The 15,721-nt window shown below is 74.4% G+C and carries 11 protein-coding genes; 3 read left to right on the top strand and 8 right to left on the bottom strand.

Annotation, left to right across the window (positions count from 1 at the left end; genetic code table 11):
* Positions 1 to 13: 13 nt before the first annotated feature.
* From rph to LG634_RS26950, 5 genes are all read right to left on the bottom strand, one after another.
* Entirely contained in the window at positions 14 to 2,638 is a 2,625-nt protein-coding gene (gene rph, locus LG634_RS26970; protein WP_226737226.1) for a rifamycin-inactivating phosphotransferase, read from the bottom strand.
* 163 nt (positions 2,639 to 2,801) lie between these two features.
* Positions 2,802 to 6,698 (bottom strand): CHAT domain-containing protein, encoded by a 3,897-nt coding sequence (locus LG634_RS38325; RefSeq protein WP_226737224.1) that lies wholly within the window; start codon positions 6,696 to 6,698, stop codon positions 2,802 to 2,804.
* Between the two features lie 36 nt (positions 6,699 to 6,734).
* Positions 6,735 to 7,679 (bottom strand): hypothetical protein, encoded by a 945-nt coding sequence (locus LG634_RS26960; RefSeq protein WP_226737222.1) that lies wholly within the window; start codon positions 7,677 to 7,679, stop codon positions 6,735 to 6,737.
* Positions 7,679 to 8,059 (bottom strand): hypothetical protein, encoded by a 381-nt coding sequence (locus LG634_RS26955; protein ID WP_226737220.1) that lies wholly within the window; start codon positions 8,057 to 8,059, stop codon positions 7,679 to 7,681. Before LG634_RS26955 ends, LG634_RS26960 begins: the two co-directional genes overlap by 1 nt.
* Positions 8,060 to 8,147: 88 nt before the next feature.
* Positions 8,148 to 8,519, bottom strand: coding sequence for a hypothetical protein (locus LG634_RS26950; protein WP_226737218.1), 372 nt, complete (start codon positions 8,517 to 8,519; stop codon positions 8,148 to 8,150).
* A gap of 175 nt (positions 8,520 to 8,694) precedes the next feature.
* On the opposite strand from LG634_RS26950, the gene LG634_RS26945 reads away from it, so the two are divergent.
* Together LG634_RS26945 and LG634_RS26940 are read left to right on the top strand one after the other, a co-directional pair.
* Positions 8,695 to 10,008 carry a diacylglycerol/lipid kinase family protein gene (locus tag LG634_RS26945; RefSeq protein WP_308072679.1) on the top strand — a complete coding sequence of 438 codons (1,314 nt, stop codon included), beginning with the start codon at positions 8,695 to 8,697 and terminating at the stop codon, positions 10,006 to 10,008.
* Between the two features lie 250 nt (positions 10,009 to 10,258).
* Entirely contained in the window at positions 10,259 to 10,684 is a 426-nt protein-coding gene (locus tag LG634_RS26940) for a hypothetical protein (RefSeq protein ID WP_226737216.1), read from the top strand.
* Positions 10,685 to 10,700: 16 nt separating this feature from the next.
* Here LG634_RS26940 and LG634_RS26935 read toward each other — a convergent pair whose 3' ends face one another.
* The 3 genes from LG634_RS26935 to LG634_RS26925 all read right to left on the bottom strand — a co-directional run bounded on the left by LG634_RS26935 (position 10,701) and on the right by LG634_RS26925 (position 14,902).
* A complete protein-coding gene (locus LG634_RS26935; protein ID WP_226737214.1) occupies positions 10,701 to 11,066 on the bottom strand; it encodes a hypothetical protein in 366 nt (121 codons plus the stop codon).
* Positions 11,067 to 11,117: 51 nt separating this feature from the next.
* Positions 11,118 to 13,793: a SpoIIE family protein phosphatase gene (locus LG634_RS26930; protein ID WP_226737212.1), complete on the bottom strand. Its 2,676-nt coding sequence runs from the start codon at positions 13,791 to 13,793 to the stop codon at positions 11,118 to 11,120.
* Between the two features lie 113 nt (positions 13,794 to 13,906).
* Positions 13,907 to 14,902 carry a saccharopine dehydrogenase NADP-binding domain-containing protein gene (locus LG634_RS26925; RefSeq protein WP_226737253.1) on the bottom strand — a complete coding sequence of 332 codons (996 nt, stop codon included), beginning with the start codon at positions 14,900 to 14,902 and terminating at the stop codon, positions 13,907 to 13,909.
* A 194-nt stretch (positions 14,903 to 15,096) separates the two neighbouring features.
* Here LG634_RS26925 and LG634_RS26920 point away from each other — a divergent pair, with 194 nt between their 5' ends.
* Positions 15,097 to 15,711: a TetR/AcrR family transcriptional regulator gene (locus tag LG634_RS26920; RefSeq protein ID WP_226737210.1), complete on the top strand. Its 615-nt coding sequence runs from the start codon at positions 15,097 to 15,099 to the stop codon at positions 15,709 to 15,711.
* Positions 15,712 to 15,721 lie beyond the last annotated feature (10 nt).

Raw genomic sequence — 15,721 nt, 5'->3', positions numbered from 1 at the left:
CCACCCGCCGCCGTCAGGACAGCAGTTCGACGTACCCGTCGGTCCCGTGGATCCGGATCCGCTGTCCGTCGCGGATCCGGCGGGTGGCGCCGTCCACGCCGACGACCGCCGGGAGGCCGTACTCGCGGGCGATCACCGCGCCGTGCGTCATCAGGCCGCCGACCTCGGTCACCAGGCCCGCGATGCCGACGAACAACGGCGACCAGCTGGGGTCGGTGAAGGCGGTGACCAGGATGTCGCCGTCCTCCAGGTCGGCGTCCGCCATGTCGAGGATGACGCGCGCCCGCCCTTCGACGGTCCCCGCGGAGACCGGCAGGCCGACCAGGGCGCCGGCCGGCACGTCGTCGCGCCGGTACGCCCCGTTGAGCACCTCGCCGTCCGAGGTGAGGACGCGCGGCGGGGTGAGCGACTCGTACGACCGGAACGCCTCCTTGCGCCCCTCGATCAGCCCGTCGTCCACCCGCTGCTCGCGCACGGCCTCGTCCAGCTCGTCGAACGTGAGGTAGAAGGCGTCCTCCCGCTCGCGCAGCACGCCGGCCTGCACCAGGCGTTCGGCCTCCGCCAGCAGGGCCTGCCGGTAGGCGAAGTAGCGGGCGATGATGCCGTACTTGGGGTACTCGCGGTACCCGATGAAGGTGCGGACCCGGTCGATCATCCGCTTGGTCTCGTCGGCCTTCCGCTCCCCGTCCGGCAGGGCGCGCAGCCGCGCCAGGACGTCCCGCTCCTTCTGCTCGGCCTTCTGCCGCCCCTGCTCGAACCGCCGTGCTGCAGCGCCCGGTTCGAAGTTCCGTACGTTGTCGAGGATGACCGGCACGAGGGTGCCGGGGCGCTCGCGCCAGCGGGGCCTGGTGATGTCGATCTCGCCGACGCAGCGGATGCCGTACCGGTCGAGGTAGGCCTCGATGGCGTCGCGCGCCTCGGTGCCGCCGGGGAACTTCGGCAGCGCGTCGAGGAAGTCGTCGTCCCCGGCACCTTCCAGGAACGCGACCACGTCCGGGTGGCGGCGGATCACGTCCGCGACGTCGAGCAGCGCCAGGCCCATCTCCGAGGTGATGTTGTCGGGGGCGGACAGGGTGAGCGTGTCGGCCGCGTTCTTCTCGCCGAGCCACGCGAGGAGTTGCTCGTTGAGCCACCAGGTGGCGTCCATCCCGGCCATGATCGCCTGCATGCTGAGCGGATCGCCGAGGACCCGCTTGTGCTCCGCGAAGGCCTCCCGCAGGAAGTCGAACAGTGCGGGTCCGGACTTCGTACGGATGTCCCGTTCCAGGGCGGCGACGGAGGCACGGCTGCGCTCGATCAGCCCGGTGACGATCGCGGGGTCGGTCGCCAGGGGGGCGGGCGCGGGTGCCGCGGCCCCGGGCTGCGGAGCGGCGGGACCGGCCGTGGCCGCGGGACCGGCCTCGGGGAGCAGCTGCAGGAAGTCCCCGCGGTCGAGGACGGTCTCCAGCGCGTCCCTGATCAGCGGATCGCCCTTCCCCAGCGCGTCGAGCATGCCCTCGCGGGTCACGGGCGAGGCCAGCCGCGGAGTGACGTCCACGAACAGCCGCCCGCCGGCCTCCTGCATCGGCACCATGGCCGTCTGCTGCCACATCGAACAGCCGAGCGGCTTCATGGCGTCGGTCATCATCTGGCCGTGCCCGACGGAGACGTAGACGCGGTTCTCCCGGTCGGGGGCCTCGGGGACCGGGAAGAGCGTCGTGATCGGCCGGCTCTGGACGATCCGGAAGCCGTCGTCGGACAGGCACCATTCGATGTCCTGCGGGCGCCCGAAGTGCGCCTCGACGGTCCGCCCCAACTGCACCAGCTGTACGGCCTGTTCGTCCGTCAGTGCCGGCTGCTCCTGCCGCCCCTCGGCGATCGCGACCTCGCGCGTGCCGCCCTCCGGCAGTGCCTCCACGGCCCGCTGCTTGGCGGCGATCGTCCGGGCGACGACCTCGCCGTCCCGGACGGCGAACACGTCGGGGTTCACCAGCCCGGAGACCAGGGCCTCGCCGAGACCGAAGCCGGCGTCCACGGTGGCGGTCCGGCGGTTTCCGGTGACGGGGTCGGCGGTGAACAGGATGCCCGACGCGTGCGGGAACACCATCTCCTGCACGACCACGGCCATGTGGACCGCCCGGTCGTCGATGCCGTTGCGGCGGCGGTAGGTCACCGCCCGCTCGGTGAACAGTGAGGCCCAGCAGCGGCTGACGTGCCGGAGCACCTCCGCCGGCCCGATGACGTTGAGGTACGTGTCCTGCTGCCCGGCGAACGAGGCCGTGGGCAGGTCCTCGGCGGTCGCGCTGGACCGGACGGCGTAGGCGACGTCCTCGCCGTGCCGGGCGACCGCGGCGGTGATCTCCGCCGCGAGGTCGCCGGGGACGGCGATCCCTTCGACGGCTTCCCGGACCCGCGCACTGGCCGTACGGATCCCCTCCCGGTCGTCAGCGGCAACCCGCGCCAGCTCGCCGAGCCGCACGCCGACCTCCGGCGCCTGCGCCACGACCCGCCGGAACGCCCCCGTGGTCACACAGAAACCCCCCGGCACCCGGACCCCGTCGATCCCGGCCAGCCCGCCCAACTGCGCACCCTTGCCCCCGACTTCCGCAACCCCCGCCGTCCCGGCCTCACGAAGATCCACCACGTACCGCTCAGTCACCGCACATCCCTCCGGGGCCGACCGGCCCTCGCTCCATCACCTGGCCCGAGGATTCTCCGCCACCCCCGGGCCCTTGCGGCAAGCCCCCCACTGCGCTATAAGTTGAGAGCGGCAAGGAGACGGCTCTCCTTGCCTTTTCTTTTGCCCTTGCGGCGCTGCTTCATCACGGGCCCACGTGGATGTGCGCCGCCCAGCTGAGCGGTGCCGTGGGGTGGGCGGCGCGCAAGGCGTGGGTGGCCCGGTGGACGGCGTAGGGGGCCAGGGACGGGGCGAGGGCGCCGGGGGGCGGGGCCAGGGTGGCGTAGGCGTGGGCGGTGAAGTCCGCCGCCTGGGTGTCGCCGACGCGCCAGAGGGTGGCGATGACGTGGGGGAAGCCGGCGTACTGGAAGGCTGCGGCCAGGTCGAGGCCTTCGTCGGTGAGGGCGGTGTGGGACGGGCGGGCCGTGGAGCAGGCCGAAAGGAACGCCAGGCGGCCGCTGTCAGGGCGCAGGGCTGCGATGTCGGCCACGGTCAGCGCGACGGGTTCACCGCCGGCCGGGGACGGCTCGACCAGCAGCCGGGTGCGCAGCGGGAAGAGCCGGTCGTCCTGGGTGTGACAGGCGAAGTGGACCACGTCGTGCGTGTTCAGGCCGGCCAGGACGGTGGCGGGTGTCGCCGGGCCGTGGGAGCCCGTGCAGGTGCCGAGGAGCCGGGCGTGGGGGAAACGGCGCCGCAGGTGCTCGGCTTCCCGGCCGGCCTCGGGGAGGTCCGGGGCGGGACTGCCCGGGGTTTCGGGCATGGCCACGACGAGGAGGCCCTCGGAACGGGACCGGCGGGCCGGGTCCTGGCGACGCGCCCGTTGCAGGGCGTGCAGGCTGGGCGCGTACGAGGACACGCAGCGGTCGAGGACGGAAGGTCCCGCCGGGTGGCGGCCTGCCGCGTGCAGCGGGAGCCAGGTGAACCGGGACGTCGGTATCCACCACAGCCGGGGTGGCAGGCGGTCGGCCGGGGGCTCGCCCAGGCCGAGGGCGTCGAGGACCGGGCGGGTGACCTTGTCCCACAGGTCGGCGAGGGCGTCCGTCGTCGCCCGTTGGAGCTGTTGCCGGGTGCCGAGGGAGGCGGAACCGATGGAGTCGCCGGGCGGCGTCAGGTGGGTGACGGCCACCCAGCCCGCCAGGGTGCCGACGTCGACGTCCGGCAGGGGCAGGACGTTGGGCCCGGTCCGGGTGAGGAGGATGGCGTCGCAGCGGAACCTGCTCACCGTGAGTACCACGACCGGGCCGTCGGCGGCGACGGCCGACAGGTCGGCCGGGGTGCCGTCGGAGGTTGTCATCAGGGGATGCCGGCCCCGTTCCAGGATGGCCAAGGCTCTTTCCACGTCCTGGAGTTCGAGCGCGCAGGCGGCGGCTTCGCCGATCACGGCGGCGTCCTCGGCAAGTTCGATCTGCCGGTCGTCGATGCCGGCGAGGGCGGCGACCGCCCGTAGGCGGAGGTCGACGGCGAGTTCGAGGAGGTCCGCGGCCGCCGGCCACGCTCCGGCGGCGGCGAGCAGCAGGCCGGCGCGCCGCGCCCAGGGCACGCGCTCGTTCGGGGTGTACGCGGTGTCGCGGGCGAGTTCCGCGAAGAGCGTGGCGGCCTCGTCCCGCGATGCCGTGCTCGCGGCGGCCCGGTGGTGCGCGGCGAGGGCGTGGGCGAGGTGGATCGTCAGATCGTCCGGGACGGGGTGGTCGCCGGGCGGCTGCGGCCGCAGGCTCCTCAGGACCGCCACGGCCTCCTCGGCGGCCGCGGACCGGTGGTCGGGCCCGACCTGCTCGGCCTCGGACAGGAGCACCAGTTGGCACGCGAGGCACAGCAGCGCTTCGCGCCGGCCCGAAGGGTCCGTGGCGGCGGACCGGCTGTGGGCGATGGCCCGTTCGAGGTCGGCGGGGTCCTTCGTCTCCTGGTAGCGCAACTGGCAGCGGAGGCCTGCGGCTTGGACGGCGGCGCCGGATTCGTCTTCGGGCAGGGGCGCGGGCGGTGCCGCCGCCGTGGACGTCTCGGATCGGGTCGGATCTGCCTCGCCCGGCGCCATCCGGTTCAGCAGGCGGGTGGCGAGGAGGCGGGCGTGCTGGAGGAGGAGGTCGGGCCCCTCGGCGGTGGAGCGGGCGCGGTGGCGTTCCAGGAGGGACACCAGGCGGAAGACGTCCTGGGCGCTGCCGGTGCGCTCGTGGCGCAGCAGAAGGGCTAGGGCGAGTGTGTGGACGTGGTCGGTGGCGGCGGATGCCGGGCGATCGGCCACCTCCTCTTCCAGGAGCCCGATCGCCTCCGCCAGGTGCTCGTCCCCCGCGGACGGTGCCGCTGCGAGCAGGGCGCGGGCCAGCCCGCCCACCGCCTTCGGGCGGACGCCGGGCGCGGCGTGGGCCAGGGCGGCCCGCATGCAGGAGACGGCCCGCGTGGCATCGGAAGGGTCGTCGGTGCGTCCGTGCCGGAGCAGGAGGAGGCGGGCAAGGTGCTGCAGGAGCACGGCGGCCTCCGTGTGATCCGGGCCGGGGAGTTCCGCGACGCACGTTTCGGCCAGGGCGATGGCCTCCGCGAGGTCTGCCGGGTCGTTCCGGAGCCGGTACCGCGATTCCAGGGCGCGGCTCCGGGAACGCAGGTGTCGCGTGCGGGTCTCGCCCCGCAGGTCACAGCGCTCCAGCCGGGCCAGGGTGGCGAGTGCGGCGTCGAGGTGTTCCGGCCGGCCGGTGAGCTCGAAGCGGGCCAGGAGACCGTCGGCGCAGTCGGCCATCCCGTCGCCGGCCCCGTCGGTCTGCGCCCAGGCGTGCAGGACCACGCGCAGGCCGGCCAGGGCGGCGAGGAGCGGGCCGGCGTCGGTGACCGGCTCGGGGAGGTCGCGTACCAGCTCCCTGGCCTCGGTCAAGTGCCGTTCGGTGCCTGTCTCCACGAAGCGGTGGACGAGGACCAGCGCCAGGATGAAGCGGAGTTCGGCGCGCTGCCCCGCAACGGGGCTGGCATGCAGGGCAGCAGTGATCCGTTCCTCCAGGCGCTGGTGGAAGCCGGGAGGCGGGGTGCGGCGGGCGGAGGGGGCGAACAGGAGGGCTGCGTCCAGGAGGCGGTTGCGCTCGCCGGGAGCGCCCGGCGGGGTGAGATCCAGCAACTCCAGCACGACGGAGGCGAGTTCGCTGTCAGATGCCGGTGAGTGCAGCAGGGCGTCGCGCAGGGCGCCGAGGGTCTGGGCCGTGGGGGACCGGCGGTGGAGCCGGCGCCGGATGTCCACCGCCTCCGCCACGGCGGCCGCGTCGGGGCGGAGCCGGTGCGCACGGAGCAGAAGATCGCCCAGCATCTTCAACTGCTTTTGCGGGTCCTGCTCTTCCGCTTCCACTGCGTCCAGGGAGAGACGTGTGTGGTGGATGGCTTCCGTCAGGTCGCTCTCGGACCCGGTCCGCTCGTGGCGCTTGACCAGGGCATGGACCAGCATGAGGCGGTTGCCGGCGAGGCGCGGGTCGGCGTCGGGTGCCGAGTGCTCTGCCGACCGGCCCCAGGAGACCGCGCGGTCCAGGGAGCCGGGGTTCCCGGTCAGGTCGTACCGGGTGTGGTGGATCACGCAGAGGGCCGCTGCGAACGAGTAGCGGTGGACGGGGTCCGTGTCCGGGTCGGCTGCGGACCGTTCCAGGACCTCGGTCCAGGGGACGAGCCGCTCGGCATCCGCCTCCCGTACGGCCGCTTCCACGGCCTGGTAGGCCCCGGCGAGCGCCTCGTCCGGCGTGAGGACGACTTGCCTCCCGCGCTCGGCTGCGGCCCGCAGTTCGTCGGGCAGGCGCTCGGGTGCGACCCGGAGCAGCGCGGCGAACAGGACTCCGGCCTGGCGGGCGTCCGGGGAGGCGGGCGGGTCCGGCTGGAGCAGGGCCCGGTACCAGTGGACGTGCGCGACCGCATCCACGGCTTCCACGTCGGCGGTCGGTGAGCCGAGGAGGACCAGCAGGCGCCGGCAGGTGGCCGCGAGGTCCGGGTCGAGGATGTCCTCGGGGACCTTCCACTGCTCGTAGTGGTGCAGGCGCAGGCGGATGCCGCTCAGGAGTTCGTCGCGCGAAGGTCCGGACACGTTCTCCTCCATGTTCCGGTCGGGGCCGGCCGGTGGTCAGTCGTGGCTGCGGAGGTGGGTGGTGAGGTCTCGGCCGGTGGGTTTGTCGAGTTCGCCGGGGACGTCGAGACCGAGGGTGCGGGCCAGGTCGGCGGCGTGGAGTTCGACGGCGGCCGTGACGAACGCGGCATACGTGTCGACGGCTTCGCGGGCGCGGCGTACTCCCGTCACCCACAGGACGGCGGCGATCGGCAGGCCCGGCCACCACAGCGCGCCCGGCACCAGGCAGAGCACGCCCCAGCCGGCCAGGACGCCGGCGCGCTGGAACGCGTCGCGCGATCCGGTGATCTCCCGCAGGCCGTTTTCCGGGAGGGTCAGCCACAGGGCCGGCCAGATCGTGGCGAGGTCCAGTTCGTAGCGGCGGTACAGGGTGGTGCCAACGGCGGCGATCCTGTCGCCCTGCCAGGTGGGGCGGGCGGGTTCCTCCAGGGCGATGTCCCGCATCGCGCGGTGCGCGGCGGTCACGGCGTCGGCCGGGCCGGGTCCGGCCGGGGCGTGGCCGGCCTCGGCGAGGGCCACCGCCCGGCCCCAGGCGAGCCGGGCCGCCTCGTACCTCGCCGAAGCGGTGCGCCAGGCCGTGCGGCGGGACTGCGTACGGCGGTGGGCGGCGTCGCGCAGGGGCCGGGGCCAGGCCTGCCAGTCCTCGGCCAGCCAGGCCCGTACGAGTAGGCCGCCCAGGGTCTGGGCGGCCAGCCCGGCGGCGGCGCCGGCCAGCACGGCGGCCACCGCGGCGATCACGAGGAAGCCCTCGGTGCGGGGGCGCGGCCCGTCGGTCCAGCGCTCGGCCGCCCGCACCAGCCACCGGATGTCCAGTGCGTGGGCCCAGCCGGCGGTGTGGGCGACCAGGAGCAGGCCCGTGTACAGCAGTCCGGGGAGCACGAGCAGCGTGATCCAGCGCTCGGCGAACTTCTTGCCGAGTTCGGTCAGGAACCCGGCGACCATCAGAAGCGCTTCTCACGCAGGGCGGCTCCGGTGGCGGCGCAGACGGGCACGCCTTCCCCCGGGCCGGGGAACTGCGCGGTGCTGCACAGGCGTTGGGGGCACAGGAAGACACTGCCCGCAGGGCGGGGCCGGGTTGCGCCGGACACCGAGTGCGAGCGGACCGGCTGGAAGGAGATGCCGGCTCTGCGCAATGCGGCGAACAGGTCGTCCAACACAGCTCGGATCGCGGCGAGTTCGCCGCCCTCGATGACCGTGAGGGCGTGCGTCACGAGCGGCTTGTCCGGGTCGTCGAGTACGTCGCGCACGCCGTCCGGGTCGCCGCACACCCACGACACGTCATCGGCCAGCTTCACCACGTCGAGCCCGTTTGCAGGATTCACCGCGTCCTCCCCCGTTCCCCCGATGGGCGGCATCATAGGCACGCTTCCCGGCTAGGGTCAGGCCCTGGCCGGAATGTGCGCACGGCCCTCACGTGCGGTGTCGTGCCCGCCACCGGGCGAGGAGTTCACCGGGTGTGCGGGCGGGGGGCGTGCGGTCGGGCGCGGCGCGTTCTTCGTTCGTCAGGGCGGCGGCGGGCATCAGGTACCGGTCCGTCCCGGTCTCCAGCACGCACAGCGGGGCGTCGTCGGGTGCGGCCGGGTGGGCGATGCGGACGGTCAGCTGCCGGGGCGGGTCGGTGGGGAGCTCGGCGTGCAGGACGGTCGCGTCGTGCGCCGCGGTGGGGGTCGCCGCGACGGTCTTCCCGTCGACCCAGACCTCGGCGCGGTGCCGGCGGGCGTCGTGCAGCACGGTGATGGAGTGGCCGTCCTGGTCCAAGTGGTATCGGTGGTGGCCCGGCATGTCAGCCTCCCGGAACGCTCCTGCCACCAGCGTAGCCCGCCCGCCACATCACCCCCGGGGCCCGCGGGTCGTGCGGGATGCGGACGGGTACGGGACGGACGATGGCCGGTACCGGCCCCGGACCGGAGCCGAGGGCCGGCGCACCGGACGGCAGGACCGGTCGAGCGGAGGTCCCGTGAGCAGCCACTCCAAGGCCCGCCTGGCGCTGGTGTCGGGCGGCGCTGCGCTCCTGGTCATGCTGGCGTTCGCCGGTTTGCGCAGTCTCGCGCTGCTGGTCGTGGGGGTGGCGGGGGTGTGCGTGACGGCCGCCGCCGGATGGCTGGTGCTGGCCCACCGGGGACCGGTGCGCTGGCTGGCGCTGGGCGTGTGCGCGGCCGTGCCGGTGGCCGTGGTGGTCTGGTACGCGCGGGCCGGGCTGCTGTCGGTGGTGCTGTGCGCCGGCGTGCTGTGGGCCCTGGCCGTGGCGGCCGGGCGGGCGGCGCTGGCCGAGTCGGGCCGGCACCGGATGCCCGAGGTGCGGGCGGTGCCGCCGAGACGGCCGTTCCTGATCATGAATCCGCGGTCCGGTGGCGGGAAGGTCGGCGCGTTCGGGCTGCGGGAGCGGGCCGAGGCGCTGGGTGCCGAGGTGGCACTCCTCGACGCCGACCACCCGCAGGACGTCGCCGAGCTGGCCCGCCGGGCGGTGGACCGGGGCGCCGACCTGATCGGCGTGGCCGGCGGCGACGGTACGCAGGCACTGGCCGCCGGGGTGGCGGCGGAACGGGGCGTGCCGTTCCTGGTCGTCGCGGCGGGGACCCGCAACCACTTCGCGATGGACCTGGGGCTCGACCGCAAGGACCCGCGGAGCTGCCTGGACGCGCTCACCGACGGGGTGGAGGTGCGGGTGGACCTGGGCAGGATCGGGGACCGGGTCTTCGTGAACAGCGCGTCGTTCGGGACGTACGCGGAGGTGGTGCAGAGCCCGGCGTACCGCGACGACAAGATCCGGACGATCCTGGCGATGCTGCCGGACCTGCTGGTGCGGCACACCGGCCCGCGGCTGCGGGTGCGGGCGGACGGCGCGTCGGTCGAGGACCCGCAGGCGGTGCTGGTGAGCAACAACCCGTACGTCCCCGGTGACGCGGCGGGGCTGGGGCGGCGTACCCGGCTGGACTCCGGGTTGCTCGGGGTGCTGAGCGTGCAGGTGAACAACGCGGCGCAGGCGGTCGGGATCCTGCGGAAGGGGAACGCCCGCGGCCTGACGTCGCTGCGGTGCCGGGAGGTGGTGGTGGAGTCGGACGCGGCGTTCGTCCCGGTCGGAGTGGACGGCGAGTCGCTGACCCTGCCCGCGCCGGTGCACTGCCGGGTGGAGCCCCGGGCCTTGCGGGTGCTGCTCCCCCGGCGCCGGCCGGGGAACCGGGCGGGCGTGCCGATGGACTGGCCCGAGGTACGCCGGCTGGCCCTGGGAATGCGGCGTACGGCGACCCCCCGGCCCCATCAATCCGACTGATCCGACTGATCCGACTGATCCGACTGATCCGACTGATCCGACTGATCCGACTGTGTGATCTTCTGCCACCGAACGGGCAGTTCCCGCATGTCGGAATCCGGCGCTCCCACCCCCCGCCGCAGCATCGGTGGTGACCCCGTGATGCCCGGGGCTCGCGTCGGATGCCTTCCGCGGGCGTGCCCCGCAGCGCGCGGCACCCGTCCCCGCGCCCCGGTCGTTCGACCGACAGCGATGCCCCTGGGAGATCCCCGTGACCCGATTCCTCCGTACCCGAGGCGCCAGAGCGGCCGCAGCGGTGACCGTCGTCGGCCTGGCCGCCCTGGCCGGTGCGGGATTCGCCGCCGCCGACGCAGGCAGCAGTCTCAACAGAGGCGAGGCGCCGTACGCGCAACTCGCGGTCGATTCCGGGGCGGACGGCAGGATCGTGCGCCAGCGGCACGTGGAGCGGGTCGTCCGCAAGGGCGTCGGCGAGTACTGCGTGAAGGCCACCCGCGAGGCGAACCTCGACATCCGCGGCACGATCCCGATCGTCAACCGGTACTGGGCCACCGGTCACGCCCGCGTGAACACGCTGCCCTCCCCGCTGTGCGGCAACGCGACCGACACCTTCCACGTCACGACGTACGACCGCAACTGGAACCGCGTCGACGGCCGCTTCCGCCTGCTCGTGCCCTGACCCCGGCCGCCGGCGGTCAGCGGAGCCCCGCGGACCGCCGTACCCGCCGGATCCGCTCCTCGGCCTGTGCCCCCTCGGCCCCGCCCTGCTCCGCCCGCCGCTCCAGCCTGCGCACCACGCTCTCCGCGAGCCGCCCGTCGGGCCACTTGCGCCAGCGGCCCGTGCCGGGTCGGGCGAAACGGACCTCCGACTCGTCCCACGACCCGCCGAACGCGGTCACCTGGTGCAGGGCCGGCTGCTCGGCCCGGCGCAGCGCGTGCCGGCGGGCCCGGCGGGAGCGCGGGATGTTCCTGCGCGAGGCCTTGTCGTTCTCGCCGTACGCGTTGCGGCGGTCCTTGAGGTAGCTCAGCCGCTTCTTGTCCTGCGGGGTTCTGCGTTCCATGCACGGCATGGTGGCAAGCCGCCCGGCGCCGCTGCCACCGGGTTTACGCGCTCACAGCGGATCCACGTCGAAGAATGCCGACGGGTCCGGGTCCGGGGCGGCCGGGCTGCCCGGCGGGGCGAGCTGGGCCCAGATGACCTTGCCGTCGGGGGTGTAGCGGGTGCCCCAGTGGCTGCTGAGGTGGGCGACCAGGAAGAGGCCGCGGCCGCCTTCGTCGGTGGTGGCGGCGTACCGCAGGTGCGGGGCGGTACTGCTGCCGTCCCAGACCTCGCAGGTCAGGCCGTGGTCGTGGAGCAGGCGGACGCGGACCGGAGCGCTGCCGTGCCGGAGGGCGTTGGTGATGAGTTCGCTGAGGATCAGCTCGGCGGCGAAGGCGAGTTCCGTCAGGTCCCACTCGTCGAGCTTGCGGGCCGCGGCGGAGCGGATCTCGCCGACCGCGCTCGGTTCGAACGGTACGTCCCACTGGGCGACCCGGTCCGGGCCGAGGGTGCGGGTGCGGGCGATGAGGAGGGCCACGTCGTCGGCGGGCGGGGTCGGCAAGAGCTGGTCGAGGACGGCCCGGCAGGTCTCGCCGGGGTCCCGGTCGGGGTGGCTGAGGGCCGCGCGCAGCAGCTCCAGCCCTTCGCCGATGTCCCGGGTCCGCTCCTCGACCAGGCCGTCCGTGTAGAGGACGAGCAGGCTGCCCTCGGCCAGCTGGAACTCCGCGGTGTCGAAGGGCATGCCGCCGAGGCCGAGCGGGGGTCCGGCGGGCAGTTCCACGATCTCCGTGGTGCCGTCGGGGGCGACCAGCAGCGGCGGCAGGTGCCCGGCCCGCGCCATCGTGCAGGTCTGCGACACCGGGTCGTAGACGGCGTACAGGCAGGTCGCGCCGAGCACCACGTCGTCGGTTTCGGCGTCGTCGCCGCCGTGGTCGATGCGCTGGACGAGGTCGTCGAGGCGGGCGAGGATCTCGTCGGGCGCGAGGTCGAGCGAGGCGAAGCTGTGCAGGGCGGTGCGCAGTCGGCCCATGGTGGCGGCGGCGTGCAGGCCGTGTCCGACGACGTCGCCGACGACGAGTGCCACCCGGCTGCCGGACAGCGGGATCACGTCGAACCAGTCACCGCCCACTCCGGACTGGGCGGGCAGGTAGAAGTGCGCCACGTCCACGGCGCTCTGCTCGGGCAGGGCGCGCGGCAGCAGGCTGCGCTGGAGGGTGACGGCGAGGGCGTGTTCGCGGGTGTAGCGGCGGGCGTTGTCCATGCTGACGGCGGCGCGGGTGACGAGTTCGACGGCCAGGGACACGTCGTCCTCGTCGAACGGCTCGGGTTTGCCGGACCGCCAGAAGTTGACGATGCCGAGGACCACGCCGCGGGCGGTGAGCGGCGCTGCGATGAGCGAGTGGATGCCGTACTCGATGATGGCCTGGGCGCGCGCCGGGTCCTGCGCGCGCCACCCCGGTGCGGCGGCCAGGTCGGGGACGAGTTCCGCTTCGCCGGTGCCGTAGCCGCGGGCCTGGGGGGTGGAGGGCAGGAAGTCGATGACGCTGCCGCGGGGGTAGAGCGGGTGGTCGGAGCGGATGCCGCTGACGGCGGTGCGGCGCATGTCGGTGCCGGGGCCGGGTTCCTCGCCGTCGAGGACGGGGTGGGCCAGGTCGACGGTGACGAAGTCGGCGAAGCGGGGGACGGCGACGTCGGCGAGTTCTTCGGCGGTCCGCACCACGTCGAGGGTGGTGCCGACGTCGCCGCCGGCGTCGTAGAGCAGTTTGAGGCGTCGGCGGGCGGCGTCGGCACGGCTGCTGAGGAGCTGCATCTCGGTGGAGTCGCGGATGGTGACGGCGCTGCCGCCGGGCTCGGTGGGGCGCTGGTTGACGACGAGCAGCCGGTCGCCGGTCTCCAGCACCTCGTCGGTGGCGGTCCGGCGGGACAGCATGAGGTCCGCCATCCGGCGGTCGAGGCCGGGTACGTCGGCGATGTGCCGCCCGTCGGCGTCCTCGGGCAGGCCGAGGAGCCGTTTGGCCTCGTCGTTCGCCAGCAGCAGGCGGCCTTCGCGGTCGGTGATGACGACGCCTTCGCGTACGGCGTGGAGCACCGCGTCGTGGTGCTCGTACATCCGGGTCATCTCCTGCGGGCCGAGGCCGTGGGTCTGGCGGAGCAGGCGGCGGCTGATGAGGGCGGTGCCGGTGGTGGCGAGGGCGAGGCCGGTGGCGGTTGCCAGGAGGATCACGGGGAGCTGGCGGTTCAGGGTGCCGGACACGTTCGCGACGGTGAGGCCGGCCGAGACCAGGGCGACGACCCGGCCGTCGGGGTCGGTGACGGGGACCACGGCCTGGATCTCCTGACCGAGGGGGCCGTCGACGCTCTCGGTGTACGTCCGGCCGGCGAGGGAGGGGCCGATGGTGCCGACGAACCGCTTGCCGATGCGGTCCGGCTGGGGGTGGGTGTAGCGGATGCCCCGGGTGTCCATGACCACGATGAAGTCGACGCCGGCGGCTTTGCGCGTGGCTTCGGCGAGGGGCTGGAGGACGGCGGACGGGTCGGACGTCTTCAGGGCCGCCCGGAGGCCCGGGGCGTGCGCGAAGGTCTGGGCCACGGCCACCGACCGGTTGCGTGCTTCCCGCTGGACGTCGTAGCGCGACTGGAGCAGCAGGGCCAGCAGGGCGCCGCCCGCGAGCAGGACCACGATCGCCACCTGGAGGACGAATACCTGTCGGGCGACGCTGTGGGATCTGCTGCTCAGGGGTGTCCGCACCGACGGACCCGGCCCGGGTGGCGATGAGGGATCACGCACCAGTTGTAGCACTTTCGAGCGCCGGGACGGTGCTGGGCGCGTCGCGCGTACGGTCCGTCACGCGGCGGGGTCGCTCAGACCGGCCCGGGGAGCCGGTCGTGGAGGACGACTCCGTGGTCGGCGAGGCGCTCGGGCAGGCCGGCGAGGGCGGGCAGCTGCTCGATGTGGTGGACGCCGGCGGGGAGGGAGCCGGTGAGCAGCTCGCGGGTGACGTGGGCGGCGACCAGGGCGGTGACGCGGCCCTGGGCCCGGCCGGTGAGGGCGTACGCGGCGTGCCGGCCGCCGCGGTGGGCGTCGGCACGGAGGGCGAAGCCGTCGGCGCCGAGGTGGATGCGGCGGAAGGAGGCGGTCAGGGCCCGCCGGACGAGGGGGCTGCGGGCGGCGCGACGGAGCCCGAAGAGGGTGGCGGTCAGGGGTGCGGAGTCCAGGCACAGGCGGGTGGTGACGAGTCCGGCACCCAGGGTGTGCGGAAGGGTGTGCTGGTCGGAGAAGGGGAACGGGTGCGCGGTGCGGGTGCCGTGGCCGGGCAGGGTGACGCGGAGCGGGGCGGCAGTGGTGGGGTGCGGGAGGTTTTCGACGGTCCAGCGGACGGCGTCGGCGCCATGGGCTTCGCCGGCGCCGAGCAGGACGGTGAGGTCGATGCGCTCGGCGCCGCCGACGTCTTCGTGGGCCCGGCGGGCGAGCAGGTTGGTGAGTCCGGGGGCGACTCCGACGCTGAGCACCCCGGTGGCTCCGGTGGCGGTCGCGACGGGAGCGAGGGCGGCCGTGGCGTCGAGCAGCCGGGGGGTGGCGCCGACGTCGACGAGGTGCACGCCCTGCTCGAAGCAGACGCGGGCGACGGAGTCGTCGGGGGGTTCGACGCACAGGACGACGGCGGCCACGTCGCGCAGCCCGGTCAGGGTGCGGCGCAGGTGGTCGGGGTCGGTGACGTCGATGCGGACGCCGGCGGCGTGGACCCCGGCGGGCCCGCGGGCCCGGTCCGGGTTGCGGCCGCCGGCCAGGACGCGGTGCGGGAACCAGCCGGCGAGGGTCGCGGTGACGGTCGCGCCCACGGCGCCGTATCCGCCGATGACGAGGACGCGGCCGGAGTCCGCCGGCTCCGTGTGGTGTCCCGGCCGCCCGGCCCGTCGCTGCCGCCCGGGCTCCCCGGTTTCCCCTGATCCCGCCGATCCCGCCGATTTCGCTGTAGTCATACTCCAGTGAACTACACTGTAGTCTCACTACAGTCAATGACCGGGGCACGCCCCGGGGACGAGGAGTGCCGGTGGCCACAGGCCTGCCCCGCGCCGAGAAGGCCCGCCGGACGCGGCAGCGGATGCTCGACGCCGCCGCCCGCCTGTTCACCGAGAAGGGCTGGACGGCGACGACCGTCGAGGAGATCGCGCGTGCCGCCGAAGTCGGCGTGCAGACCGTGTACTTCACCTTCGGCACCAAGCGGAAGCTGCTCAAGGAGCTGCTGGACAACACCGTCGCCGGCGACCTCGACCCGGTGGCCACCCTGGACCGGCCCTGGGCCCGCGAGGTCCTCGGCGCACCCGACCCGGCCGCCCAGCTCGCCCTCCAGGCCGCCGGCGCCCGGCGGATCCTGGAGCGGTCCGCGGCCGTCCTGGACGTCGTGCGCGCCGCCACCGCCGATCCGGAGATCGCCGAGCTGTGGCGTGCGAACGTCGGGCAACGGCACGCGGTCCAGCTGCAGTTCGCCCGGGCGCTGGCCGCCAAGGGGGCACTGCGCGGCGGCCACGACAGCGAGTCGGCGGCGGACATCGCGCTGGCGGTCCTCGGGCCGGAGAGCTACGGGCTGCTGGTCACGCACCGGGGCTGGACGCCGGAGCGGTGGGAGGCGTGGGCCGCGGACTCGCTGGCCAGGCAGCTGCTCTGAGTGCCAACGC

The organism is Streptomyces bambusae (genome assembly GCF_020532645.1).
Classification (GTDB): domain Bacteria; phylum Actinomycetota; class Actinomycetes; order Streptomycetales; family Streptomycetaceae; genus Streptomyces; species Streptomyces bambusae.
The sequence above is the reverse complement of the archived record's forward strand: the minus strand, read 5'-3'. Positions and strand labels throughout refer to the sequence as shown.

Bases quoted from the DNA above. Each gene is read 5' to 3' on its own strand.
- LG634_RS26960 (WP_226737222.1), bottom strand. From the start codon at position 7,679: ATGGTCGCCGGGTTCCTGACCGAACTCGGCAAGAAGTTCGCCGAGCGC.
- LG634_RS26950 (WP_226737218.1), bottom strand. From the start codon at position 8,519: ATGCCGGGCCACCACCGATACCACTTGGACCAGGACGGCCACTCCATC.
- LG634_RS26935 (WP_226737214.1), bottom strand. From the start codon at position 11,066: ATGGAACGCAGAACCCCGCAGGACAAGAAGCGGCTGAGCTACCTCAAG.